Source organism: Flavobacterium sufflavum, from assembly GCF_004016525.1.
Classification (GTDB): domain Bacteria; phylum Bacteroidota; class Bacteroidia; order Flavobacteriales; family Flavobacteriaceae; genus Flavobacterium; species Flavobacterium sufflavum.
In genome coordinates this window covers 65,529-91,952 of the sequence record NZ_SACJ01000006.1, presented here as the reverse complement: position 1 = coordinate 91,952, position 26,424 = coordinate 65,529, and the positions used below count along the sequence as shown (strand labels likewise).

19 protein-coding genes and 1 pseudogene are annotated in these 26,424 nt (G+C 31.9%); 15 read left to right on the top strand and 5 right to left on the bottom strand.

What is annotated here, in order from left to right:
• Positions 1-48 precede the first annotated feature (48 nt).
• Positions 49-1,680 (bottom strand): vitamin K epoxide reductase family protein, encoded by a 1,632-nt coding sequence (locus EOD40_RS11115; RefSeq protein ID WP_128195519.1) that lies wholly within the window; start codon positions 1,678-1,680, stop codon positions 49-51.
• A gap of 712 nt (positions 1,681-2,392) precedes the next feature.
• Between EOD40_RS11115 and EOD40_RS11110 the strand changes: the two genes are divergently transcribed.
• The 6 genes from EOD40_RS11110 (at position 2,393) to EOD40_RS11085 (ending at position 8,521) form a co-directional block, all read left to right on the top strand.
• Complete coding sequence (locus EOD40_RS11110) at positions 2,393-2,644, top strand: hypothetical protein (protein WP_128195517.1); 252 nt, start codon at positions 2,393-2,395, stop codon at positions 2,642-2,644.
• A 70-nt stretch (positions 2,645-2,714) separates the two neighbouring features.
• Positions 2,715-5,198 (top strand): hypothetical protein, encoded by a 2,484-nt coding sequence (locus EOD40_RS11105; protein WP_128195515.1) that lies wholly within the window; start codon positions 2,715-2,717, stop codon positions 5,196-5,198.
• Positions 5,199-5,280: 82 nt separating this feature from the next.
• Positions 5,281-5,934 carry a glycosyl transferase gene (locus EOD40_RS11100; protein WP_128195513.1) on the top strand — a complete coding sequence of 218 codons (654 nt, stop codon included), beginning with the start codon at positions 5,281-5,283 and terminating at the stop codon, positions 5,932-5,934.
• 5 nt (positions 5,935-5,939) lie between these two features.
• Positions 5,940-6,608 carry a hypothetical protein gene (locus EOD40_RS11095; RefSeq protein ID WP_128195511.1) on the top strand — a complete coding sequence of 223 codons (669 nt, stop codon included), beginning with the start codon at positions 5,940-5,942 and terminating at the stop codon, positions 6,606-6,608.
• Positions 6,609-6,703: 95 nt separating this feature from the next.
• Positions 6,704-7,525, top strand: a complete 822-nt coding sequence (locus EOD40_RS11090; RefSeq protein WP_128195509.1) for a beta-1,6-N-acetylglucosaminyltransferase — start codon at positions 6,704-6,706, stop codon at positions 7,523-7,525.
• Positions 7,526-7,744: 219 nt separating this feature from the next.
• Complete coding sequence (locus EOD40_RS11085; RefSeq protein ID WP_128195507.1) at positions 7,745-8,521, top strand: DUF3405 domain-containing protein; 777 nt, start codon at positions 7,745-7,747, stop codon at positions 8,519-8,521.
• 15 nt (positions 8,522-8,536) lie between these two features.
• Here the strand turns inward: EOD40_RS11085 and glf are convergent, their stop codons facing one another.
• Both glf and EOD40_RS11075 read right to left on the bottom strand, forming a co-directional pair.
• Positions 8,537-9,646, bottom strand: a complete 1,110-nt coding sequence (gene glf, locus EOD40_RS11080; RefSeq protein WP_128195505.1) for a UDP-galactopyranose mutase — start codon at positions 9,644-9,646, stop codon at positions 8,537-8,539.
• A gap of 2 nt (positions 9,647-9,648) precedes the next feature.
• Positions 9,649-10,290, bottom strand: a complete 642-nt coding sequence (locus tag EOD40_RS11075; protein WP_128195503.1) for a DUF707 domain-containing protein — start codon at positions 10,288-10,290, stop codon at positions 9,649-9,651.
• A 520-nt stretch (positions 10,291-10,810) separates the two neighbouring features.
• On the opposite strand from EOD40_RS11075, the gene EOD40_RS11070 reads away from it, so the two are divergent.
• From EOD40_RS11070 to EOD40_RS11055, 4 genes and pseudogenes are all read left to right on the top strand, one after another.
• On the top strand, positions 10,811-12,778 hold the full coding sequence (locus EOD40_RS11070; protein WP_231129614.1) for an alpha-L-fucosidase: 1,968 nt from the start codon (positions 10,811-10,813) through the stop codon (positions 12,776-12,778).
• Between the two features lie 137 nt (positions 12,779-12,915).
• The gene (gene nagB / locus EOD40_RS11065; protein WP_196781434.1) at positions 12,916-14,829 is read left to right on the top strand and encodes a glucosamine-6-phosphate deaminase; all 1,914 of its coding nucleotides are present in this window, start codon (positions 12,916-12,918) and stop codon (positions 14,827-14,829) included.
• Between the two features lie 478 nt (positions 14,830-15,307).
• Positions 15,308-15,544 (top strand): annotated as a pseudogene (locus EOD40_RS18335) (IS982 family transposase); the annotation flags it as partial.
• Positions 15,545-15,588: 44 nt separating this feature from the next.
• Positions 15,589-16,692 carry a PAS domain-containing sensor histidine kinase gene (locus EOD40_RS11055; protein WP_128195499.1) on the top strand — a complete coding sequence of 368 codons (1,104 nt, stop codon included), beginning with the start codon at positions 15,589-15,591 and terminating at the stop codon, positions 16,690-16,692.
• A 305-nt stretch (positions 16,693-16,997) separates the two neighbouring features.
• On the opposite strand, the gene EOD40_RS11050 is transcribed toward EOD40_RS11055, so the two are convergent.
• Positions 16,998-17,711 (bottom strand): LytR/AlgR family response regulator transcription factor, encoded by a 714-nt coding sequence (locus EOD40_RS11050; RefSeq protein WP_128195497.1) that lies wholly within the window; start codon positions 17,709-17,711, stop codon positions 16,998-17,000.
• Between the two features lie 66 nt (positions 17,712-17,777).
• Entirely contained in the window at positions 17,778-18,836 is a 1,059-nt protein-coding gene (locus tag EOD40_RS11045; RefSeq protein WP_128195495.1) for a sensor histidine kinase, read from the bottom strand.
• Positions 18,837-18,963: 127 nt separating this feature from the next.
• Here EOD40_RS11045 and EOD40_RS11040 point away from each other — a divergent pair, with 127 nt between their 5' ends.
• From EOD40_RS11040 to EOD40_RS11020, 5 genes are all read left to right on the top strand, one after another.
• Positions 18,964-21,201 (top strand): GH92 family glycosyl hydrolase, encoded by a 2,238-nt coding sequence (locus EOD40_RS11040; RefSeq protein ID WP_128195493.1) that lies wholly within the window; start codon positions 18,964-18,966, stop codon positions 21,199-21,201.
• 34 nt (positions 21,202-21,235) lie between these two features.
• A complete protein-coding gene (locus EOD40_RS11035) occupies positions 21,236-23,113 on the top strand; it encodes a sodium:solute symporter family protein (RefSeq protein ID WP_128195491.1) in 1,878 nt (625 codons plus the stop codon).
• An 80-nt stretch (positions 23,114-23,193) separates the two neighbouring features.
• Positions 23,194-24,159: a glycoside hydrolase family 130 protein gene (locus EOD40_RS11030; protein ID WP_128195489.1), complete on the top strand. Its 966-nt coding sequence runs from the start codon at positions 23,194-23,196 to the stop codon at positions 24,157-24,159.
• Between the two features lie 19 nt (positions 24,160-24,178).
• Entirely contained in the window at positions 24,179-25,231 is a 1,053-nt protein-coding gene (locus tag EOD40_RS11025) for a carbohydrate-binding family 9-like protein (RefSeq protein WP_317127912.1), read from the top strand.
• Positions 25,232-25,266: 35 nt separating this feature from the next.
• Positions 25,267-26,421 carry a glycoside hydrolase family 18 protein gene (locus tag EOD40_RS11020; RefSeq protein WP_128195486.1) on the top strand — a complete coding sequence of 385 codons (1,155 nt, stop codon included), beginning with the start codon at positions 25,267-25,269 and terminating at the stop codon, positions 26,419-26,421.
• Positions 26,422-26,424: the final 3 nt, after the last annotated feature.

Below are 26,424 nucleotides of genomic sequence, written 5' to 3'. Positions count from 1 at the left end.
AAAAGATATTGTTATCTCCTAAACATTGTATACTTTTAGATTTTGTTATTATAATACTTCTTTTAAATCTTCTATACTATATTCCTTAGGTAACTCATATCCATTAATAAAAATAGTCGGTGTGGCAATTATATTTTCAGAATCACACCAAACACGCATAGCTTCAATTTTATCGTCTTGTTGTTTTAATTCATCTTCAATAGGATATCTACTAGCAAACTTCTCATAATCTTTTTGTTCTACCATATACCAATCATCTAATGCTTTTTGTGTTTTACTTTTATCTCCTTGAGCATCAATGGCTAAAAAATGACTTACTGGTCTAGTTTTTATATCTTTACCATCAGTACTAGCTGTAAAGAGTATTTGTAAATTTATCTTTCCTGCATTTAACAAATTATCCAAAATGGGATGAGCTTTAGCACAGGGGCCACAAAAGGGGTTACACACTTTTATTACATTGTATTTTGCAGTTTCATTATACATAGAAATCCCTAAGCCTTGTGAACTAGTCTCTATCTTTCTAGATTTCTTTAATAATCCTTCTAATACGTCTGGGTTATTCTTTATTTTTTTGAAACTTCGCTTATGTATATTTACTTCTTTTTCCCGCTGTAAGAGTGGTTTAATTATTTTCCAAGCCAGTATGGACATCAAAACCAGTGCTAATAATAAAGGAAGCGTTTCTATACTTAAATTATTTGCTTTGTAAAATTTTGCAAAAAAAACAATAACAATTTCTGAAACTAAAGCACCCTGTATAACTATACAAAATTTACACCATTGTTTAATAACAAATGCTTGGTAATAAGCAGAAATAACTATTACAGGTAAAGTAATAAAACTAAACAGACCTAAAACAGATAATGATATAACAGAAAAACTACAAATTATTAAATAGATGAATGTCCCGAAAAAATAGGAAAAACCTAAGATACTTAAACTTAGAGTACCATTAAGCAGTTTTGCGTATTTGGAGGTTAAAACAGAGTTACAGTTAATTTTTTCACTACCACCTGAGCAAAAATTTTGTAATGTGGGATTGTATTGATCTACTTCAAACCATAAAAGTAAGACTCCTACAGTAAGCCCAATTAATTTTAAAATGATATAAGCAATTATATACAATTTTGAAGAAATAGTAACCGCTACATTTGCATTTAAAAAAGATAATATTATCCAATTAAGTAAAAACAAGATGACACTCCCTTTTAGGATATTTAATAGTTTTTTTTCTACTAGTTTTTTTTCAATATCTACTTCTTTTGAATCTTCTGATGTTTCAACTAATAAACAAACACCTGTCCACTTTTTAAAGAAATCTTCTTTTGGTGTTTTAACCAATTTATTTTGATCATCATAATAGATAATTTTATCGACAAGTATATCTTGTAATACGAAAAACAAAGGAACTCCATGTTCATTTACCTGGACAACGCAAGGCAAAGGCATTTTATTTAGTTTTTCAGCATCAATTTTTACTGCTAGAGTTTCTATATTATATTTCTCTAATGTATCTGAAACTGCTAATAAACTAGGATGCTCGGGGTGAGAAAAAATCTTATCCTCTAAATATGTCTTAGTATTTTTAACGTTAAGTAATCTTAATAGCTGTTTTGTGACATTTACACAATTATCCATATAAAAAAATAAATAGATTAATAATTGATTTATTTTCAAATGTAGGAATTGGTTTTAATATATCATAGTCTTAAAGTGTTAAATCATCATAAAAATCTGATTTTTTTAATAAATACCCAGTATATCTGTATTTAAATTGAGCTCATTTTTAAAAATTAAAAAAATAATCAATTCTTAACAAATAAGAAAACTGTCTAAAAGCTATTATAATCAGGCAATCATCTGAAATTTAATACCGTAGTATTTTACTATAATTCCTTTATTAAGGAAAATTACTAGGTTTATTAAAAATAAAATTTATATTTGTAATAAAACACTTTCATTGGATTGATCGATGATTCAGCAAAAAAACTATAATATTTATCATCCCGTTGTAAAAAAACGAAATGAAACAGAAGAAGTATATCAACAATATTTTTTAAGGATTTCTATTCCTTATAAATCAACATTTTTGTTATTAGTTATCGACAAGATATATACAATCATAGATTTAAATCATTTTTTTTAACATTAATAAGGAAAGGAGGTAAACGGGGAAATAATACAAATAACAAAAAATGTTTATCCTGCCAGGCAGAAGACAACAACAAATACCTTTTTTCGAAAACGTTTGGGAGAGGTTAAGAAAAATGAAATAGTAGAAGTATTTAACTTTAAGTTGGTTATTTCGTAATTAAATTAATTAAAAAAAATCATGAAAAAAATTAAATTAAATTTAATCAAGGTAGATGAAATCTTATCTCGAGATCAGTTGAAACTTGTTGTGGGTAGCGGTGGTAGTTTCGGTCAACCATGTACAAATGATATGCAATGTTGGCAAACTTCAGGCGGTAGTGCTTATTGCTATTCAGGTGTTTGTGTACCCTATGATGGAGAGGGCAGCAGTACAGCAGGGTGTTGGGACAGACCAATAACTCAGCAATGTCATGGAAGTACTTTTGGATGCTGTCCAACAGATTTCTATACATGTACCAACACAGTAGGTGGATATATTTGCTTATAATATTGATTATTTAAAAAAGACACTAAATATATTCATATTTAGTGTCTTACAATTATAGTGGTAAACTTTCATGAAATATTTCTTTAACATTCCTTTCTTATTAATCTATCTACTGAGCATCACATGTGTGGGGATGTATGGTCAGATTATTCATGAAGATTCCCTACGGACAAAAATTGCACGTTATACTGCAGCAAATCCTGGAGATGTACTTTACATTGCTACAGACAAAAGTATTTATCTACCTACAGAAACGATTTGGTTTGCAGGTTACTTAATAGAAATGTCTCAAAAGGCAGATACGTTAAGCCCCAACTTATTGTCAGTAGCCCTGCAAAGGAACGATACCACAGCTGTATCCCTACAGAAAAACTATTTGATAAATAACGGTTTTTGCCCTGGTAGCCTAACTTTGCCCAATACTTTAACTCCCGGTAACTATCTGCTGACGGCTTGTACCAATGTAATCAATAAACAAGGAAAACCCATTCACGTTTTCCGTAAAGAAATAACCATTAAAACCGGAACGTCACCCTCTATATTGGTTGATTTTAAAATTCGAGATAAAACCGTTATGGATTCTATTTTTATAGATACTAAAGTGTATTTCCCTCCTAATACATCAGTATCTGACAGAAGCAAAAGTTACATAAGCTATAACTTGAAAAATAGTGGTTCTAAAAAGATAAAAATTGGTATGACTGAACAAGTAACGATTGCATTACCCATTTCAGAAGTAGAAACCTCTAATCATATACTTTATACTACCACAACCATTGGTAAGAGTAATCTAAATTTTAACGTCAAACTACCAATTATAAGACAACCCAAATTTGACATTCGTTTTTATCCAGAGGGAGGAGATTTGGTAACGGGATTGCAGAGTAAAGTTGCCTGGGAGTCACGACTAACTAATGGGGGAGCTGTACAGCTAAAAGCACTACTGTTAGAAAACGAAAAGGCAATAGATACGATAGAAACTGATGAACATGGCTTGGGCTGGTTTAATATCTTACCAAAAAACGGAAGTGAATATACGTTGAAGGTTATGGATAATAAAGCATTAGTAGCACCAAATGTATACCCATTACCAAAGCCATCACCAACAGGTATTGTGCTGGAAATACCCACAGCTGTAGTGGGAGATATCTTATCCATTCGTGTTGGTACACAGCAGGACAAACAAATTAGGCTTGCTATCACTAACGCCTACACTAAAGAAACAAAGATAGCTCCACCCATTGCGGTGAAAGGGGAAAAACGCATGAATCTATTACTTAATGATGTAAGTAAAGGCATGAATACGTTAACGCTTTTGGATGATGACGGTCAGCCCTTGGCAGAACGCCAATTCTTTGCACACTACAAGAACAACAATGAGGCAGTAATAACTATAGAAAAAGATTCTTATAATGTTAGAGAAAAAGTATCAGCAAAACTAAGAATAACAGATGCTGGTGGTCAGCCTCTAGGAGGAATATTTACCGTGTCTTGCGTGCAGAATAGTAGGTTAGATACGATTCGAAAAAACGACATTGTCTCTCATTTCTATACAATTCCATTGATGAGCCAAGATACCAACGAGAATAGCAACATTACTGAGCTATATCATAACCAGAAATACTTAGAAAACATGCTGTTTCTCAAGGGCGGGCAACGCTCTCTTTGGCAGCAGCTTACTCTTCCTAATTCTGCAGCTTCTATTTCTAAACTAGAACGATTGAAATTAAAAGGACAAATAGAATACAAAGACAAAAGTAAAATAAAAAAAACTTTCACATTACTGATTAGGCAGGATAGTCTGTGGAATTTTATACCAACGGATAAAACGGGAATTTTTTTACCAGACCCAAAGAGTATCGTTATTGTGGAGAATGGATATCTAGAAGCAAAAGTAATGGAAGGAAATCGTAGTATTGACTACACTACTATGAGTATAGATGACCCTATGCAAAAGCTGATGCAGTCTATCAAAATGACAACCCATGATACACAATTACAAAACACGAGCTCACAAAGTAGTAAAAAAAACTTACTAGATATAGGTAATGACAAATCTCAAATACAGCTTAAAGAAGTAGTTGTAAAAGGAACAAGGAAAAATAAACCGTACTCATACGGAGCTAATAAATGCGGAGATTATGTTTGTTCAAGTGGTTATTTGAACTGTCCTGTTCACTCTGCGTATTCTTATGACAACAATCCTCCTCCCATTAAAGGAGAGACGTACTTGTTTATGAGATCTTTTGGAGCTGGATATGATGTAATAAATAGAATTTATCAAGGATGTCTTTGGGAAGGAGATAAACTAGGTGTTTATACTGCGAGGGAATTTTATGGCATGGATGAGAACAAACTAAAAGAGACCTTTGAAAAATATTATATGTCCACTATTTTTTGGAAGCCTTTTATAACAGCAGTCAAAAATAAAGAAACGAGTATTGATTTTTATACCAGTGATCAAGCCGGAACCTACAAAATAAAAATAGAAGGCATCGCGGAAAATGGCGATTTCATATATGAAGAAAAAACTATTACAATAAATAAAGAATAAAGTGAACAGGGAACAACTATAAATAATCAGTTGATCGTAATCAAATTATATAACATTAAAACAGGAACATTTACCTGATATTATGAAAAAATTAAACAAAGTACCCTCTTATGCTATCAATCTCGAAAAACGAACGGATCGCAAAATCAATATTCTTTCTGAATTTGAAAACAGGAAAGAATTTATATTGACTATTATTCCAGCTATAGAGGACGAGGTGGGATCATATGGACTTTGGCAGACTATTCACAGTATTGTGAATCTAGCTAATGAAGAATGTCTTGAATATGTACTTATCTGTGAAGATGACCACCAGTTTACTACAAGTTATAGTGCTTCGATGCTATATAGTGCTATTGACGAATCCTTACATCGAGATGCTGATGTCTTACTCGGTAGCGTAAGCTGGTTTGATCAAGTATTACAGGTAGATAAAAACTTATTTTGGGTTGACCGTTTCAATGGAACTCAATTTATGATTATATTCCAAAAATTCTATCAAAAAATTTTAAATATAGATTTTTACAAAACTGACATCGCTGATATGAAGATATCTTCGCTCACCGATGCTATTTTTGTTATGTATCCATTTATATCTGTTCAGAAAGAATTTGGATACTCAGACGTTACTCAAAAGAATAATGAGGAAGGAAGGATTACCGAATTGTATCGACTAAGGAACGAAAAACTTATGCACTTAGATAAAGTGGCCACTTTTTATGGATTATTTAGTTAAAAAAAATGAATAAACCCGAAGCAAACATAGATTTCACTATATCTACATATGTAATAAACTTATTTAAACACCCAGACAGTTTATCTCATATAAAAAAACAATTCGATAATAGAAACGAGTTTACTGTCAATTATTTAGAGTGTTTTGAGGATGAGCAAGAAGCCATACATCTATGGCGAAATATCACCAAGATTGTTCAGTTGGCAATGGAAGCTGATGAGAATGTTATTATTATTTGTAAAAACACTCATGAATTCACACCGTTTTATTCGAAACAAATTCTCTTAAACTCAATTATTGGTGCTGCAGAACAAGGTGTAAATATTTTGTTTGGAGGCATAGGTGTTTTCGGCCAAGCTATTCCCGTAACAAAAAATCGTTTTTGGATAGATACATTTCAACAAACCCCTTTTATTATTTTGTTTCGTCCAATATTTGAACTAATATTAAGAGAACCTTTCACTGAAAAAGATACTGTCGATTTAAAACTATCTGAAATGACCAGTCACAAAATGGTTATGTATCCGTACATTTCTGTTCGAAAGAAAATTGAAGATTCGATATCCTCTTCTCTCAAAAATGATGAAGTTAATAATATAGATATGTTTGACATAGCCCAAAAGAGATTAAGCAAAATTGACACAATAGCTCAAATGTATCAAGAAATAAAATAAAAACAATAGAAATTAACATACTGTGTTAATACAACCAAAATTATTACAAAGTGCATCATTATGATGCGTACATGAAATATTGAAAATTTAACACGATGAATATAGTTTATTTAATCTTGGTACACAAAGACCCTGCTCAACTTTTCAGATTGATAGAGGTATTAAATGACAAACAGGTAGCTTTTGTTATCCACGTTGATAAACAGGTTTCAATAAATCAATTTAAAGTTTATAACGAAAAAACGTACCAGAATGTACATTTTATATCTAATCGTTGTGTATCTTCTTGGGGTAGTTTCGGGTTAGTACAAGCCACCTTGAACGGACTGAAATTTATTGAACACAATCATAAGACTACACAAAGAATAATTTTACTTAGTGGACAAGACTACCCAATTAAATCAAATGTATATATAAAAGCCTATCTTAAAAGTCACATTAATACAATATTTATAGAACATTTTAAGATCCCTTATAAAAAATGGCACCGTAACGGATTGCCAAGATTCCCAGCATTTGAGGAAATAAATCAAGTGATGAATATTTATGGAGGATCACAATGGCTTTCTCTTCCTATGTATGCAATAAAGATTATTTTTGATTTCTTGAAATTAAATCCAGACTTTTTAACATACTTCAAGAATTATGTAAGGATTCCTGATGAAAGTTTTTTTCAAACTCTGCTATTGAATTGTGATAACCCAAAGATAACAGATAATATAATCAATCATAATCTGCACTTAATCAAATGGAATAAACCATACTTGAATCCAAGGGTCTTAACTACTGAAAGCAAAAACATCGTGAATAAGAGTAAAAGTCTATTTACAAGGAAAATAGACCCTATAACATCAAGCGAACTAATTTGTTATATAGATGAAAAAATATTAGGCAGGGAGAACTTTAATACAATTTAACTTTGAATCATATCAAAAAAAAATCACATAATAAATTAAGGTAGAGGTATTTAGTTTATCTACAAAGGCATTGCATCAATGGTTTGATAAAGTTTTTTCTTCTACCGTTTTGACTCAACGTTATGATAAGAAATGGTTATTGGAGTTTAAAAAAATATTTTGAAAACGCTTTGTGCCATAGATTCTTATATTTTTGTATATTATAATAACATATTCTTAATGAAACAAGCGTTTTTATTTCTATCCTGTCAATTGTCTAATTCTGTAATAAGTACTTTTAATGAAATTGTGACAGCAACTAATTCTGAGAAAAATATAACACGCCTTTTATACCATCAAAAAGGGGCTAACTATCAAAAGGAGATAAGTGATAAAAACGTTTTTTATTTTTCGGATGAAATTTTAATTGGCCTTGAATACAAACCTTTAGGGGAGAAATTAATACCAGGAAATAATCATTTTCCATTATTAAAATTCTATAAAGAGCATCCTCATTATGATTATTACTGGTGTATAGAAGATGATGTTCGTTATACGGGAAATTGGGCTCATTTTTTTAACCATTTTGAAAACTCAGATAAATCTTTTATAAGCTCTCATATACAAAGATATGCCGATGATCCACAATGGCCATGGTGGGGGACATTAGCATACAATGATCAGACTCTAAAATCAGAATATTTAGTACGATCTTTTAATCCAATATATCGAATATCGAAAGAAGCACTGAGTTTTATTGATCAAGAATTATTAGATGGATGGCAAGGACATCATGAGGTATTATTTCCATCACTCTTGAGTGCAGCGGGATTTGATCTAATGGATTTTGGAGGTAGAGGAGAATTTGTTTCTCAGGGGAATGAAAATAAATTTTATTTTGGAAATTATACCCAAAATAGTGAAATAGCAAATATAGAATCCACTTTTAGGTGGAGACCTATTCATCAAAAGATTGGAGAAATACCTAATATGTTATATCATCCTGTAAAAGAATAAAAAATAACAACAACATTAAAAAGTCTCTTTTAATGCCTTTGTTTTTGTGAGTGCTGATGCAATAACTTGATGCATGTCATAGTATTTGTATTCTGCTAATCTTCCCCCGAAGATTACATTAGGTTCATTCTTTACTAATTCATTGTATTGTTTAAGTTTCTTGGAGTTAGCAGCGTCGTTTATTGGATAGTAAGCTTCCATGCCCGGTTTCCATTCCTGAGGGTATTCTTTGGTTATAACAGTCCCGGGTTGTTTGCCAAATTCAAAGTGTTTGTGTTCTATGATACGGGTGTAAGGAATTGTTTTTTCGGTAAAATTAATAACTGAAACACCTTGGTAGTTTGGGTGATTCATATACTCATGTTCAAATCGTAAACTTCTGTATTGTAAATGTCCAAATCTATAATTATAAAACTCATCCAATTTACCTGTATAAACTATACAATCTGCTAATCTAGAAAGTTCAGCACGATTCTCCAAAAAATCAATTCCGGTGCGTACTTCGATACCCGCTAAAAGGCCGTCAATTAATTTGTTGTATCCGCCAACAGGTATACCCTGGTATTTATCATTAAAATAGTTGTTGTCAAAAGTAAGTCTTACAGGTAATCGTTTAATAATAAAAGAAGGGAGATCTATGGCTTTTCGGCCCCATTGTTTTTCGGTATATCCTTTTATTAATATTTCATAAATATCTTTGCCCACCATATTGATGGCTTGTTCTTCTAAATTTGATGGTTGAATAAATCCTGCTGTCTCAACCTGATTCTTGATTTTTTCTAATACTTCCACAGGACTTTTTATATTCCATAATTGATAAAAAGTATTCATATTGAAAGGTAAATTATATAGATTTCCTTTGTAATTAGCCAAGGGTGAATAAATAAAATTATTAAACTCTACATAAGAATTTACATAATCCCAAATCTTTTTATCATTTGTATGAAATATATGAGGGCCGTACTTATGGACATTTATCCCTTCTTTATTTTCGCAATAAATATTACCACCAGTATGGCTCCTTTTATCTATAACGAGACATTTTTTTCCTAGGTTTGACATTTCACGTGCAAATACAGCACCGTATAGCCCAGATCCAACAATTAAAAAATCGTATTCTTTCATCTTTAAGAACTATATATATCAAAACTTAAATTATATTTTTTCATATACTCAGATAATTCTTGATGATGATTAGATTGCACTGGTCTTGTATGTATGGAATCAATATCGTCTATAATTGCCATATTGTATTCAGTGTAGTTTAAGATTATCCCCCAGTGAAAATCTATACCCCAACCGCTTATTGTTTCGTCAAAAGTAAATAACACTTTTTTTAATGCATCTCTAGAAAAGCAAGGCTGCATAATTTCGACAAAATTAGTATGACGGAGGATCGAATCTTTATATTTTGTAGTATGTTGGTAAGAGTAAAATGAATTAGCTATAGCGGGTTGCGCAACTGCCAATTGATACTTTTTCATATATCTGAACAACTTTTGTATATTAGTAGTTGTTATTGAAATATCATCATCCGGCATGTAAAAATAGTCGTATTGTTCAATCAACTCTGGATTATTACATAAATAATTATATATCAATTTAAATTTATAACCTTTGGATGCTGTGACATAAGGACTGTCATTTTTGAATAATTCATAGGAATCATCATAGACGATTAAATGCAAATCAAAGGAGGATTTTTTTTTAATCCATTGGCGATGTAAACTTGAAGCTCCGATTGTAGTCAATACACAGTTTTTCTTCATTGCTAGATTTATAATTGAACAATTTTTGTTATTTATTTTGATAACCAAAAATACGATTTTTTTTACACTATTGTTTGTTGGATAGTATTTTTTTGTACGTTTTCTTCCCGTATACACTTTTCGTTTTCCATAAAACTTTATAATGGATTTTAATGGGAAGTTATGAGGCTAACATTTTTATCAAAATTTGTCTATATCATTTTCAACTATTTTACGATACCTGTTTATTGTTTTATAAAACCCGTTTATTATGTTTATCTTCTTTATTTGACGATATGTTTTCCCAATACTCTTTTAAAATTGTTATTCGTCGAAATAGTGTTTACTACAATACAGTTTTACTTTAAATTTATATTTTAAACACTTATTTTATAAAATATAAATTACGATTTTGATCAAAAATATTTTTTTTTCGCTCTGTTTTTTTTGCTTAATATCAACTATTACGGCTCAAGAACTGATAAAATCTCCTAAGCCTTTTGGCCCAATTCCTTCGCAAAAACAAATCAAATGGCAGGAAATGGAATCCTATGCTTTTATTCATTTTTCTTTAAATACTTTTACTAATAAAGAATGGGGGTATGGAAACGAATCATCTCAATTATTTAATCCAACTGCTTTAGATACCCGTCAATGGGCTCGTGTTGTTAAAGAAGCAGGTATGAAAGGAATTATTTTGGTAGCAAAGCATCATGATGGTTTTTGTTTATGGCCATCTGCTTATACTGAGCGCTCTGTGAAAAAATCCCCTTGGAAAAACGGAAAAGGAGATGTGGTAAAAGAATTAGCAGATGCCTGTAGGGAATACCATTTAAAGTTAGGATTGTATTTGTCTCCTTGGGATAGGAATCATCTGGAGTATGGTAAACCGGCTTACATTACTTATTTTAGAAATCAACTAAAAGAATTACTAACTAATTATGGTGATGTTTTCGAAATGTGGTTTGATGGAGCTAATGGAGGAGATGGTTATTATGGAGGAGCCAATGAAACCAGAAAAATAAATACTTTAGAATATTACAATTGGGACGAAACCTATAAAATGATTTATAGTATTTCGCCTAATACACTAGTATGGGGAATTGGGCCTTCGGAAGCAAGATGGATAGGGAATGAGGAAGGTTATGCCAACAAAACCAATTGGAGTCTTTTACGTCAAAAAGATGAGTTAGCAGGAAAAGTACCATACACTGATTTTATGTCTGGTCATGAAAATGGAGAGAAATGGGTGCCAGGAGAAGTTGATGTTTCTATTAGACCGGGCTGGTTTTATCATACCGCAGAGGATGATAAGGTACATACACTAGATGAAATGGTTGATTTTTATTATCAATCGGTTGGTCGTAATTCTACTTTTTTACTAAATATTCCACCAGATAAAAGAGGTTTGATTTATGAAAATGATATAGAGCGATTAAAAGAGTTTTCGGCGGTTATTAAAGCAGATTTTAAAACAGATGTACTAGTAAAAACAAAGGCCACGGCTAATAATTACAGAGGGAATAACATTAAATATGCTGCAAAAAATGTAATTGATGGAAATAAAGAAAGCTATTGGGCAACGGATGATAATGTAAATAAGGCTTCGATACTGTTCATATTTAATAAACCGACGGTTTTTAATCGAATTTTACTTCAAGAATATATAAAACTAGGACAACGTGTTAAAGCTTTTACAGTTGAAGCTAAAGTTAACGGAAAATGGGAAACTATTGCAAGTGAAACAACTATTGGTTACAAAAGAATATTGAGGACAAAAAGAGTTACGGCTTTGGCTCTTAGAATCAATATTACAGACTCAAAAGCAAGTATTGTAATTTCTAATATCCAAGCTTTTAATGCGCCAACTTTTGTCCGAATGCCAACCGTACAAAGAGATCGAGATGGAATGATAACTATGGGGACTGAAACAGAAAATAGTATTTTTTATACTCTTGACGGTACAAAACCTACTTCAGCGAGTATTAAATATACCGGTTCATTTAAGTGTGACAAAGCTATTGTGATACATGCTGTTTCAATAAATGATGAGGAGAAAATAAGTAGTGCTATAAGAGTTGCTAAATATGGAGTTTCGAAAGAAAAATGGAATATTGTTTCAGTATCCAGTGGGGACTTTAAAACAGCTAATAAAATTATAGACGGTAATCCTAATACAAATTGGAGTTTTGAAGCCGATGTGAATCAACATCCGCAAGAAGTAATAGTGGATTTAGGAAATGTAATAACAATTAGAGGATTTAGCTATACACCACAACAAATGGGCGATAAGCTAAATTTAATATCAAACTATGAATTGTATAGCAGCATAGATGGTGAAAATTGGATAAAACAATCAGAAGGTGAGTTTTCAAACATTAAGAATAATCCAATAGAACAAGTTAAAATATTTGATCCGGCAAAAGTAAAGTACTTACGTTTTGTTGCTAAATCGGTAGTAGATAAATATAGTATAGCAACTATTGGAGAGATTAGTATTGTAGAATAATTTTTTCTGATTTTTTTGAAATTATTGAAAAAGTATGAAAAAATGTCTTTTGCCGAAGTAGGCTTGTCATTAGTCGAATTTATAATTTAAGGAATATATTAAGTAGTAATTTTATGTTGTAAATTAAAAATTGGTATATGATTAAAGAAGGTATAAGTTATAGAGAAGCTGGGAAGTTTGAAGAAACGCGTTTCGAAAAAATTCATAATGTTATTTTCGAATCATCAAAAGAAGCTTCAGTATTAGTGGCTCATGAAATAGCCAATTTAATTCAGCGAAAAGAAGAATTAAATGAACCTTGTATTTTGGGATTGGCAACAGGATCTTCGCCTATAAAAGTATATGAGGAATTGGTTAGATTGCATAAAGAAGAAGGTTTAAGTTTTGCCAATGTGATAACTTTTAATTTAGATGAATATTATCCAATGGATAAAAATAATATTCAGAGTTATCATCATTTCATGAACGAATATCTTTTCAATCATGTAAATATTCTTCCTGAAAACATCAATATTCCTGACGGTACTGTAAGTGCTGAAGAACTACAACAATATTGCATTGATTATGAAATGAAGATTAAATCTTATGGAGGATTGGATTTTCAATTGTTAGGAATTGGTAGAACGGGACACATTGGATTTAACGAGCCGGGATCACATATTAACTCAGGAACCAGAAGTATTACATTGGATCATCTTACTCGTGTGGATGCTGCACCAGCATTTTTAGGAATTGATAATGTTCCTAGAAAAGCCATTACAATGGGTATTGGTACGGTACGCAATGCTAAAAGAATAGTGCTTTTGGGTTGGGGAATTAGCAAGGCAGATATTTTGAAAAGTACAATTGAAGGTGAAATGTCTTCTCAAGTTCCTGCAACTTATTTACAAGAACATGACAATACTACTTTTGTTTTAGACAGTGAAGCCTCCTCAGAATTAACCAGAGTAAAAACACCATGGTTGGTTAAATCATGTATTTGGACAGACGAATTAAAATTAAAAGCGGTAGTATGGTTGAGCGAATTGACTACAAAACCAATTCTTAAGTTAACTGATAAAGATTATAATGATAATGGAATGTCAGGTTTACTGGCAGAAGAAGGAACGGCTTATAATTTAAACATTAAAATGTTTAATCAATTACAACATACGATTACGGGTTGGCCAGGAGGAAAACCCGATGCGCATGATACCTACAGACCGGAACGCTCTAATCCTTCAAAAAAGAGAGTTATTATATTTAGCCCACATCCTGATGATGATGTAATTTCTATGGGAGGAACTTTTGATAGATTGGTTGAGCAAGGGCATGAGGTACATATTGCTTACCAAACTTCAGGAAATATTGCTGTTTCTAATGAGGAAGCCTTGAAGTTTGCTGAAGTTTCTACGGTTTTAAATTCTTCATCAAGCGAATCAGATAGTATTATTAATTTTTTGAAGAATAAAGGTAAAAATGATATTGATTCTATTGAAGTTAGAAAATTAAAAGGGCTGATCAGAAGAAGTGAGTCTTTGGGAGCGACACGATATTTAGGTGTGGCAGATGCTAATGTACATTTTTTAGATCTTCCTTTTTACGAAACAGGCACGGTAAAAAAAGGAAATCTTTCGGATGCTGATATAAAAATCATGTGTGATCTTATTGAAGATATCAAGCCACATCAAATTTATGCTGCTGGAGATTTAGCTGATCCACACGGAACTCATAAAGTTTGTTTAGATAGTTTATTTGAAGCCTTAAAACGATTGAAACACAATAGTTATATGGATGATTGTTGGGTATGGTTGTATCGAGGTGCCTGGCATGAATGGGAATCCTATCAAATTGAGATGGCAGTACCTATGAGTCCAGATCAAGTGCTTAAAAAACGTCATGCTATTTTTTATCACCAATCTCAAAAAGACGGTGTTATGTTTCAAGGAGATGACAGTAGAGAGTTTTGGGTACGTGCTGAAGATAGAAATAGAGAAACAGCAAAAAAATATAATGATTTAGGGTTAGCTGAATATGCTGCTATTGAGGCGTTTAAGCGTTATTGTTTTTAGATTAAGTTTGGTGGTAGTGTATTAGTTTATTTTTGGTTGTTTAATCCCTTGGGTGAAATTATTAAAATGTCAGTTTTGAGCGGTTTTTGTGTTGTAAAATGGTATAAAAAATGTATCTAGAACTGTTTTTCAATGAAATTTTTCTTGTTCTGCATACTATTTTCTATCGAAATCACTTGAATTGATGAAAAATTATCATCAAAGACTAATTTCATCCAATGGGTTTTAAGATTTTATAAGTTATAAGTTCCCTGAATTCGATTCAGTATTTAAATTAAGAGTTAGAAGAAGTAGTGAGGTATCTGATTTAGAGGTTATAGCACTTAGTTTGACTACTGAATTTATGTCTATTGATAGTGATGGGGTAGTTTTCAAACTAATTAGTTCGGGTTTGATTTCTAACTTAATTGAATGTAGTTAGTTCAATAAAAAGGAGAAGATTCAGTTAGACTTTTTCAAACAGTAAAAATCCAATTAAAAAGACTATAAATTACAGCCGTATATTTTTAGAAAATCCAGAAAAAGAATTGAAGAAACTCAGTTTTCACAATTATGCAGCCTGTTAGTTTATAATTTGAAGAAATTATGCTAAATCTTTTGCTGGTGTTTTAAAACAAGAATTTTAGCTGAAATAACAGCAATGACTTTGATTCAGTATGTCAATAAATTCATATTTGATAGATCTACAAACGTTATTAAAAATCAACTTATTTAATTTCACCCTATGGGGTTATACGTATATTATTTTAATAAATGTCTATGACAAAAAATAAAGAAAATGACATCGTTCAAGACTTTGAATTTTTCAGCAACTTTGAAAAGTTTTTTGACTTATCTGGTGATTTGTTTTGTATTGCCGGATTTGATGGTTATTTTAAAAGGATTAATCCTATGGTCTCTAAACTTCTAGAGTATTCAAATGAAGAATTATTGGCAAAACCCATAAATGATTTTATTTACAATGCGGACAAAGAAAAGACAAATTTAGCTCGAAAGGAACTCAAAAACAGAGTTCCTTTATTTAGTTTTGAAAATAGATACATAACAAAAAGCGGCCGAATAGTTTGGCTTTTATGGACTTCAATTCCGGTTGAAGAAGAAAAATTAATCTATGCAGTTGCTAAAAACATTACCGATAAAAAAGAATTAGAACTGGAGCGAAAATTACACATCAAAAAACTTACCGAAATTAATAACGAATTTAGACAGCTTAGTTATTCAACTGCACACGATTTAAGATCGCCTGTCAACAATATGCTTGCTGTTTTTGAACTTATGAATGATTTGCAAAGTATCAAAAATGAGGAAACCTTAGAATGTATCAATATTCTAAAAAGCACTACAGACATCTTAAAAGAAAATTTAAATCAATACATTCGACTTTTAAATACTAAAAATCAACAGGATTCTCAGTTAGAAGAAATTGATTTAAGAAGCTCTTTAGATGAAGTTTTGATTTCTATCAATTCATTAATACTAAATTCAAGAGCCACTATAAATATTGATTTTTCTAAAACAGACAAGATTAGTTTTAACAAATTATACTTAAAAAGCATTTTTTTAAATTTGATTATCAATGCCATAAAATACTCAAAACCAGATACATTTCCCTATATGTCAATCCGTTCAGTGAAACGAAATAATAAAACCCAATTAATTATTACTGACAACGGAATAGGATTTGATTTAGACAAAGTGAAAGATAAAGTTTTTGGATTATATCAAACATTTAATGAGCATATCGACAGTAACGGTATAGGACTCTATTTAGTCTACAACCATGTAACAAGCCTTGGCGGGCAAATTTTCCTTGAAAGCGAAGTTAACAAAGGAGCAAAATTTATAATTACATTCAATGATTAGAAATTTTCAGTACTAAGTTTATTTAAGTAAAAATAAAAAATGACTGATTTTGATTTTCAAGGTTTCTTTAGGATATTTTGATAGTAAAAATAGAAATTTGATATTGAAATTTATTAACACTATTTTGAAATAAATAGTACAAAAGAAAACCCCGGAATTGACTCATTTGAGACAATTTGGGGTTTGTTTTTATATTACAGTTGGGTGAAATTATTAAAAACTAATTAACCACATGGATTAAAAAAAAATTAATCTATTGCAGAAGTAATGGTTTAGGTATTAAAAACGGAGATTTATATATTTAATTAAATAGCCGAATTTAATATTCTTTGTTTTACATCATCAATATAGGACCTTCCTATCACGTATCGCAAACCTTCAATTTCTATACTGTTTCCTTCAACGGCATCAATCTTATCTATGGCTATAGTGTATGAACGATGTATTCTAATAAAATCTCTTTCCGGAAGTAAGTTGGTGAAATCGGATAGGGTGCTGTGTATGATGTATTTACTTGTTGTGGTGTTTATTTTTAAATAGTCTTTTAGACTTTCAATAACCAAAATCTCATCCAGAAAAATCTTTTTCATTTTCTTTTTATCAATCTTGACAAAAATAAACGGATGTTCTTTACTGTTTTCCTGAGGAGTTTTGTTTGCTACATCTAGTCTTTTGTAGACTTTATTTAGCGCCTTCATAAGTCTGGGAAATTCAATAGGTTTTACTAAGTAATCCAAGACGTCTAATTCATAGGTTTCTATTGCAAATTCATCATAGGCACTGGTGATGATGAGTAGGGGTGGATTTTCTAAACTTTTAATGAAATTGATGCCGTCAAGAACCGGCATATTGATGTCTAGAAAAATTACATCAACCTTATTGCTTTTTAAGAAATTTAGCCCCTCAATAGAATTACTGAAAGAGTTTACTAATTCTAAATCTTCAATTTGTTCAAGATAATTTTTAATAACATTAATCGCTAATGGCTCGTCATCTATAATAAGACACTTAATTTTCATTTTTATCTGTTATTTAGAAGTCAAAATAATTTGAAGAATATCATTTAAAAAAACAGGTAGTATATATTAGCATACCTTAATTTTAAGTTTAACAACAAAAATATTCTTTTTATTTTTAATAGATAGTTTATAGTCATTTTTGTTGTACCCTAATTCAAGTCTTTTTTTTACATTTTCAATTCCTATACCACTTGACTTGTTAAAATTGTCTACATGCTTGGTTATTGTAGGCATTGGGTTTGAAACCGAAAAATAGAGAAAATTTTCTTTGAATTTAAAATTAATATCAATTTTAACATTCCCTACATTTTTATTGACACCATGCTTGAAAGAATTTTCAATAAATGTTAGTAGCAACATAGGTGAAATTTCTTTATCCTGAATATCGCCAGAAATATACATATTGACTTCCAGTCTTTCATCATGTCTAATGCGTTCTAAATCCAAGTAGTTTTGAATGCAAAGAATTTCATTTTCTAAAGTTTGTTTTTTACTCTGCGTTTCATAAAGCATATAGCGCATTAACTCGGATAATTTTAAAATTATTTTAGGTGTTTTATTTGACTTTTCAACCGATAACGAATAAATATTATTCAACGTATTAAAGAAAAAGTGCGGAGATATTTGTGATTTTAAAAAAAGCAATTCCGTTTCAAGATTCGATTTTTCAAGATCAGTTACTCTTTTGTGTTCTTTTATAAAGTCTAAAGTGATTTTGATAGCTGTTACAAAAGTGATAACATAAAGTTCACCTATCATCATATCAATGGTATAGTTTAGCGATAATTTTTCTACATGTTCAGGGCCTTCTGGCCAAACATTATGACTTATTAGAAAATAGGTAAGATTAAACTTTACAAGGACCATACTAAACAAGGCAGCTAATAAAACTATTATATAAGTAAAATACCTTTTTTTATAGATTAGATTAGGCATAAGTACCAGAATGTTCAAATAACATAACGTCATGTGAATGGGGAATCCTAGTAAATTTGATTTTAAGGAGTACAAATAATCATTAAAATAACTTCCCCATCTGAAAGTATTAAATACAAAGTAGATTGACCAAAAGATAATATGGTAATGCAAAGGAATTTTATGAAACTTGTTTGAATTGAAAATCATTGTAGGGATTTTAGGTTTCTTACACCTTTTTTGGGTGTTTAGCTTTGTTTTTTTGTTGTCCGTCTAAAATTATTTTGACTGCGGTCAAATTTATATAAATTTAATGTTAAATATAAGAATATCGTTTATGAAGAATATTGCTTTAGTTGTTTTAACTGCGGTTTTTCTCTCGAATTGTAAATCAAACAGTGATAAAATTAACAGTAACAATAAAGATTTGATAAATTTTGTCGATCCATTTATAGGAACGGGCGGACACGGGCATACGTATCCGGGAGCAACAGTTCCTTTTGGAATGCTTCAGCCGAGTCCGGACAACGGTATCTCCAGTTGGGATTGGTGTTCGGGTTATCATTATTCAGATTCTATTGTTGCCGGTTTTAGCCATTTGCATTTGAGTGGAACCGGTATTGGTGATTTGGCTGATATTTTATTCATGCCAATCAATAAAAAAGTGAACTTAACTACAAAAGTAACTTCTCGTGATTTGCTTCCTTATAAATCAGGGTACAGCCATAATAACGAAACTTCAAAACCAGGATATTATCAAGTATTTCTTAATGATCCTAAAATTAATGTAGAATTAACTTCGTCTGAACGTACGGCTTTTCATAAATATACTTTTACTAAAAATGACAGGCAAGCTGTGGTGGTTGATCTTGGTTTTGCTATTAATTGGGACAAGACTACAAAGTCAGGGATTATTATTGAAAATGAGACGACTATAAGTGGGTATCGTTACAGCACAGGATGGGCAAGAAATCAGAAAGTGTTTTTTGTGGCTCAGTTCTCAAAGCCTATTTCAGAATATACACTAACAGCTGATGGGAAATTAATAAAAATGGACGCTGCAATTGGAGAACGAACCGCAGCACAATTATTTTTTGACGAAAAAAACAGTAACGAGTTAGCCGTAAAAGTAGCCTTGTCATCAGTTAGTGTGGCTAATGCCAAAGATAATTTAGATAAAGGTGATTTTAATTTTGAAAAAGTAAAATCAACTGCTGCAAAAGTCTGGAATACTGCTTTATCTACAATAGAAGTAGAAACTCCGGTAGATTCGCTTAAGACTATGTTTTACACCGCAATGTATCACGCACAATTAGCACCTGTAACTTATAGTGATAAAAACGGTCAGTTTAGAAAAGAAGATGATCAAATTGTAACGGCTAAAAATTATACGGCTTATTCTACTTTATCGTTTTGGGATACTTTTAGAGCCGAAAATCCCTTGTTGACTTTATTGGCTCCTGATAGGGTTTCAGGCATGGTGAATGCTATGTTGGCTTATTATGAGACCAAAAAAGTATTACCTGTTTGGACATTGTACGCCAACGAAACCAATACTATGACTGGTTATCATTCGATTCCGGTGATTCTTAATGCTTATAAAAATGGGATTAGAGGGTTTGATGCCGAAAATGCATATGAGGCTATGAAAACAACCATGATGCAAGACGAACGCGGTTTGAATTTCTACAAAAAGTACGGTTACATTCCTTATAATTTATTGGACGAATCGGTTACCATTACTTTAGAATATGCTTATGATGATTGGTGTGTAGCTCAAATGGCGAAAGCTTTAGGAAAAGAAGCGGATTATCAGTTTTTTTTAAATCGTTCCAAAGCGTACCAACATTTATTTGACCCAGCAACAGGATTTATGCGAGGAAAATCAGAAGACGGAAAATCTTGGAATGAACCATTTGATCCTAAACATTCTAATCATAGAGAACATACCGATTATACCGAAGGAAATGCCTGGCAACACAGTTGGTTTGTGCCTCATAATGTAAATGAGTTTATTAGTTTACATGGAGGAAATGAAAAATTCTCAAAACGATTAGAACAACTGTTTACTGAAAGTTCTGAGATTACTGGTAATAACGTATCTGCAGATATTTCAGGATTAATTGGTCAATATGCGCATGGAAACGAGCCAAGTCATCATATTGCCTATATGTTTAACCATGCTGGTCAGCCATGGAAAACGCAATATTGGGTTCATCATATTTTAGATACACAATACAATACTACACCAAACGGATTAAGTGGAAATGAAGATTGCGGACAAATGTCGGCTTGGTATGTTTTCAGTTCAATGGGATTATATCCGATGAATCCGGCTTCTGGCGAATATGAAATTGGAAGCCCAGTTTTCGAAAAAGCGAAAATTAATCTTCAAGACGGGAAATCTTTTATAATTGAAGCAGAAAATGTTTCAGATAAAAACTTTTATATCCAATCAGCAACGCTTAATGGTGCTGCATTTAATAAAACAACAATTACACATCAACAAATAGTACAAGGCGGAATTTTACATTTTGTGATGGGAGCTGAACCCAATAAAAACTGGGGATTATAAAATTAACTAATCACGTAACTAACAAATAAAATCAATGGACATTATTGACGTATCAATCATCGTAGCTTATATCCTGCTTTCAGTAGGTATAGGAATTTGGATTTCAAGAAAGGCATCAAAGGGATTAGATGACTATTTCCTTGGTGGAAAAACAATCAAATGGTATTTTTTAGGTTTGAGCAATGGATCAGGAATGTTTGATGTTTCAGGGACTTCCTGGATGATTGGGGTACTGTTTTTATATGGAGTAAAAAGCTTTATGTTTATGTGGCTTTGGCCTATTTGGAATCAGATTTTTGTTATGATGTTCCTTGCCGTATGGATAAGAAGGTCAAAAGTAATGACAGGTTCTGAATGGATTTTAACCCGTTTTGGAAGTGACAGAGCAGGAAAAGCATCACATATTATTGTGGCAATTTTTGCCATCATTTCTACAATTGGTTTCATTGCTTACTTTTTTGAAGGAATCGGAAAATTTGTAACCATCATTCTTCCCTGGGATTTAACGCTTCATTATGGAGATTTAATTTTATTGACTTCAGAGCGATCTTATGCTTTGCTGATTATATTTTTAACTACAATTTATACCGTAAAAGGAGGAATGTTTTCGGTGGTAGCAACAGAAGTTGTGCAATATTTAATCATGATTATTGCCGGTGTTTTGATTGCCAGTTACGCTTTTATTAATTATTCAGATATTCAGATAAATTCAGTTATTACCGAGGAATGGAAAAATGTTTTCTTTGGATGGCGGTTTGAAACACAGTGGAGTGACAAATTTCAGAATTTCAATAGATTAATTGATTCTGAAGGATACAAAATGTTTGGTGCTTTTATCGGGATGACATTATTTAAAGGTTTTTTTGCAAGTGTAGCAGGCCCAACACCGAGTTACGATTTACAACGAATTCTTTCTACCAAATCGGTAAAAGAAGCCGCATATATGAGTGGTTTTACCAATTTAATTCTTTTTATTCCAAGGTATTTATTAATTACAGGAATTGTGGTAATTGCTTTGGTAAACCTGGCACCGGAGTTAAATGCCAATACAGGTTTAACCGGAGCCGATTTAGAATTATTAATGCCCAAAGTGGTTAATTTATATATCCCTGTAGGAATAAAAGGAATTCTGCTTGCAGGTTTATTGGCTGCATTTATGTCTGGATTTTCGGCATTCGTAAATGCAGGACCAGCTTATATTGTAAATGATATTTATAAAAAATATTTCAAACCGGTTGCAACAAATGCACATTATATAAAAGTTAGTCAGCTTTCTTCTTTCTTAGTGGTTGGTTTAGGCGTTTTTATGGGATTCTTTGCCGATTCTATTAATTCTTTAACACTTTGGATTACGAGTGCTTTGTACGGAGGTTACGTAGCAGCCAATTTCTTAAAATGGATTTGGTGGCGTTTTAACGGCTGGGGATATTTCTGGGGAATGTTCGCTGGATTGGTTGTAGCTTCTTTACAATTTGCTTTAGGTCAGGCCAAAGGAAGTTTCTCCGAAGGTTCATTTTTATACGATTTAGCACAAGTACAAGCCATTTATTTATTTCCGGTAATATTTGGTTTCTCAATTTTGGGTTGTCTTTTAGGAACTTTTTTAAGTAAGCCAACAGATATGGAAGTGCTGAAATCTTTTTACACAAACGTTAGACCATGGGGGTGGTGGAATCCGGTTTATAAAACATTACAAGTAGAAGATCAGACTTTCGAAAAAAATAATGATTTTTTTAAAGATATGTTGAACTGCGTCATTGGAATTGTATGGCAATCAAGTATGATTTTACTTCCTATATTTTTCATTATCAGAGATTATCCAAAGGCTGTTACAGTATTAGTAGTGTTTTTAGTAACGACAACAATCTTAAAATTCACATGGTTAGATAAAGTTCGAAAAATTGCTGATTAAAAAAACAGAGCAGTCGTAGTTTGTCAGGATGACAAAATGGAGAGCATAAAACAAAAAATAATAAACAAAAAACAAATAAAATGAGCAGTATTCCTTGGCAAGATAAACCCGAAAACAATAACGATGTAATGTGGAGATATTCTGAAAATCCAATTATTGACAGATACGCTATACCATCATCAAATAGTATTTTTAATAGTGCAGTTGTTCCTTTTGAAGACGGATTTGCAGGTGTTTTTAGATGCGATAACAAAGCAGTTCAAATGAATATTTTTGCTGGTTTTAGTAAAGATGGAATCAATTGGGAGATTAATCACGAACCCATTGTAATGCAATCTGGAAATACTGAAATGATTGAATCAGCTTATAAATATGATCCTCGTGTGGTTTTTATTGAAGATCGCTATTGGATAACCTGGTGTAATGGATATAACGGACCAACAATTGGTATTGGATATACTTTCGATTTTGTAGAATTTTTCCAATGCGAAAATGCTTTTTTACCTTTCAATAGAAATGGTGTTTTGTTTCCACAAAAAATAAACGGCAAATATGCGATGTTAAGTCGCCCGAGTGATAACGGACATACACCATTTGGAGATATCTGGATCAGCTATAGCCCGGACATGAAATATTGGGGAGAGCATCGTTTAGTAATGAAACCAACTCCTTTTGAAGATAGTGCCTGGCAGTGTACCAAAATTGGAGCAGGTCCTATTCCTATTCTTACTGATGAAGGTTGGCTGATGTTGTACCACGGAGTAATTAATACTTGTAACGGTTTCCGTTATGCAATGGGGGCGGCGCTTTTAGAAGTTGATTCACCGGATAAGGTAAAATACCGAACACAACCTTATCTATTAGGCCCAGCAGTAAATTATGAACAAGTAGGCGATGTGCCCAATGTGGTTTTCCCTTGTGCCGCTTTGCATGATACAAAAGAAGATAAATTAGCCGTATATTACGGTGCAGCAGATACTGTGGTAGCAATGGCATTTGGTAAATTAAGTGAGGTAATTCAATTTACAAAAGATAATAGTTTATAGAAAAAGTATGGTTGTAAAAATGAAATGCATATCAGTTGTGTTGGGTCTAATTTCTGTCATTGGTTTTTCTCAATCCCCAAAAGGAATTATACCTAAAAGTTATGTTGCTTATAAAACAGCAGATAAAATGGTGATTGATGGGGACGATTCTGATGCATCTTGGTCAAAAGTGGACTGGTCTGATCCTTTTATTGATATTGAAGGTATCGAAAAACCAAAGTATAACACTAAAGTGAAAATGCTTTGGGACGAAACCCATTTTTATATTCTTGCCAAGCTGGAAGAGCCTCATGTTTGGGCCAACTTAAAACAACGTGATACCATTATTTTTTACAACAATGATTTTGAAGTATTCATCGACCCAGATGGAGATACTTTTAATTATTACGAATTAGAAATCAACGCATTAGATACCGCCTGGGATTTGTTTTTATCCAAACCTTACAGAGAAAATGATCTTGTGGTTTTAAACGATTGGAATATTACAGGATTACAATCGGCGGTTAAGATAAAAGGAACTTTAAATAATCCAAACGATACCGATGAAGGCTGGATGCTGGAAATAGCGATTCCGTGGGCTGCCTATCAAAAATCGTACGGAGAGGACAATGTACCAAGAGATAATTTTTGGAGAGTGAATTTCTCGAGAGTCAATTGGCAACATGATATTATAAACGGAAAATACGAAAGAAAGAAAGATGCCGCTGGAAAATTTTTGCCCGAATACAATTGGGTTTGGTCTCCGCAAGGGGTAATCAATATGCACGAACCTGAAAAATGGGGTTATGTTTATTTTTCTTCGAAAGAAGGAAAAGATAGTTTTACAATTCCCCAAGATGAAAAATTAAAATGGGAGTTGTACACTCTTTATCGTGCACAAAAAAGATATTATCAAAAAAACAATGTTTGGGCTAAGTCATTAGAATTATTAAATAAATCCTCGATTGTTGTTGACGGAAAAATGATGAAACCCGTTTTAGAAAATTATAAAGAAGGATATACTATTTCTGTAAAGAGTCCTTTTTCTAATAAAATATTGACTATTAAAGAAGATGGTCAGTTTTTAAAGTAATACAATTAGACAAATTATAATACCAATTCATACTAATGATTCAATTGAAACAGAACAATACAGCAACGAAATCCGTTTTTTTAATCCTAATCGCTAGCTTATTTCTGGCTTGTGCTTCATTGGAAAAAAAACAAAATCCACCCAAAGCCGATTTTAAAATAATAGGATATGTTGCTGGTTACGAAAAATTTGATCCAGCAAAAGTCGATGCCACTAAATTAACACACATTAATTACGCATTTGCCAACATTGTGGATGGGAATGTACAATTTGAGTTGGCTACTGATAAAGCAAAAATCGAAAGTGTGATAGGATTGAAAAAGCAAAATCCTAGTTTAAAAGTATTGTATTCTATTGGTGGTTGGGTTTGGTCAGACCAATTTTCGAATATTGCTGCTTATGCTGAATCCAGAGAAAAATTTGCTAAAAGTGCTGTGAAACTAATGAAAACGTATGGTTTTGACGGAATTGATATTGACTGGGAATTTCCTGGACAACGTGCAGAGGATAATGTTTTTAGACCTTCGGATAAAGAAAATTTCACTTTGTTGTTAGCTGAATTACGCAACCAATTAGAAATTCAAACGAAAGCGGATAACAATCATTATTTACTAACGATTGCTGCAGGAGCAGATCAGGAATATCTCAATCACACCGATTTAAAAAAGGCACATCAGTATCTTGATTTTATAAACCTAATGTGTTACGATTTTTATAATGGTTGGTTTTATCAAACTGGACATCACGCTAATTTATACCCATCAAAGGAAGAAAAATTTGGAGGAAACAGTAGTAGTGAATCAGTAGATTTATTTTTAAAAGCAGGCGTTCCTGCAAACAAACTTATTTTAGGAATTCCTTTTTATGGAAGAAAATGGGAAAAAGTTGTACCAACAAATAATGGTTTATACCAATCGGCTCAAACAGGAAGCGCTATTGTGGCATCCTGGGAAATTGCAGCCGATATGAAATCAGGAAAATTTCAGGAATTATATGATGATTCGGCAAAAGCATCTTATTTATGGAATGCGCAGGACAAGATTTTTATTTCTTATGAAACGCCAAAAGAAATTGCTTTAAAAGCAGCATTCATTAAACAAAAAAAATTAGGTGGTGCTATGTTTTGGGAATACAGTTTAGATAATAATCAGGAGTTATTAGATAAACTTTTTGAATGCATGAATTATTAGGAG

Excerpts from the sequence above, each read along its gene's own strand:
- EOD40_RS11095 (WP_128195511.1), top strand. The coding sequence starts at position 5,940 with ATGAATAAACCCGAAGCAAACATAGATTTCACTATATCTACATATGTA.
- nagB (WP_196781434.1), top strand. The coding sequence starts at position 12,916 with ATGATTAAAGAAGGTATAAGTTATAGAGAAGCTGGGAAGTTTGAAGAA.
- EOD40_RS11025 (WP_317127912.1), top strand. The coding sequence starts at position 24,179 with ATGAAATGCATATCAGTTGTGTTGGGTCTAATTTCTGTCATTGGTTTT.
- EOD40_RS11075 (WP_128195503.1), bottom strand. The coding sequence starts at position 10,290 with ATGAAGAAAAACTGTGTATTGACTACAATCGGAGCTTCAAGTTTACAT.
- EOD40_RS11100 (WP_128195513.1), top strand. The coding sequence starts at position 5,281 with ATGAAAAAATTAAACAAAGTACCCTCTTATGCTATCAATCTCGAAAAA.
- EOD40_RS11085 (WP_128195507.1), top strand. The coding sequence starts at position 7,745 with ATGAAACAAGCGTTTTTATTTCTATCCTGTCAATTGTCTAATTCTGTA.
- EOD40_RS11055 (WP_128195499.1), top strand. The coding sequence starts at position 15,589 with ATGACAAAAAATAAAGAAAATGACATCGTTCAAGACTTTGAATTTTTC.
- glf (WP_128195505.1), bottom strand. The coding sequence starts at position 9,646 with ATGAAAGAATACGATTTTTTAATTGTTGGATCTGGGCTATACGGTGCT.
- EOD40_RS11105 (WP_128195515.1), top strand. The coding sequence starts at position 2,715 with ATGAAATATTTCTTTAACATTCCTTTCTTATTAATCTATCTACTGAGC.
- EOD40_RS11035 (WP_128195491.1), top strand. The coding sequence starts at position 21,236 with ATGGACATTATTGACGTATCAATCATCGTAGCTTATATCCTGCTTTCA.
- EOD40_RS11045 (WP_128195495.1), bottom strand. The coding sequence starts at position 18,836 with ATGATTTTCAATTCAAACAAGTTTCATAAAATTCCTTTGCATTACCAT.
- EOD40_RS11090 (WP_128195509.1), top strand. The coding sequence starts at position 6,704 with ATGAATATAGTTTATTTAATCTTGGTACACAAAGACCCTGCTCAACTT.
- EOD40_RS11020 (WP_128195486.1), top strand. The coding sequence starts at position 25,267 with ATGATTCAATTGAAACAGAACAATACAGCAACGAAATCCGTTTTTTTA.
- EOD40_RS11030 (WP_128195489.1), top strand. The coding sequence starts at position 23,194 with ATGAGCAGTATTCCTTGGCAAGATAAACCCGAAAACAATAACGATGTA.
- EOD40_RS11050 (WP_128195497.1), bottom strand. The coding sequence starts at position 17,711 with ATGAAAATTAAGTGTCTTATTATAGATGACGAGCCATTAGCGATTAAT.
- EOD40_RS11070 (WP_231129614.1), top strand. The coding sequence starts at position 10,811 with ATGGAATCCTATGCTTTTATTCATTTTTCTTTAAATACTTTTACTAAT.
- EOD40_RS11040 (WP_128195493.1), top strand. The coding sequence starts at position 18,964 with ATGAAGAATATTGCTTTAGTTGTTTTAACTGCGGTTTTTCTCTCGAAT.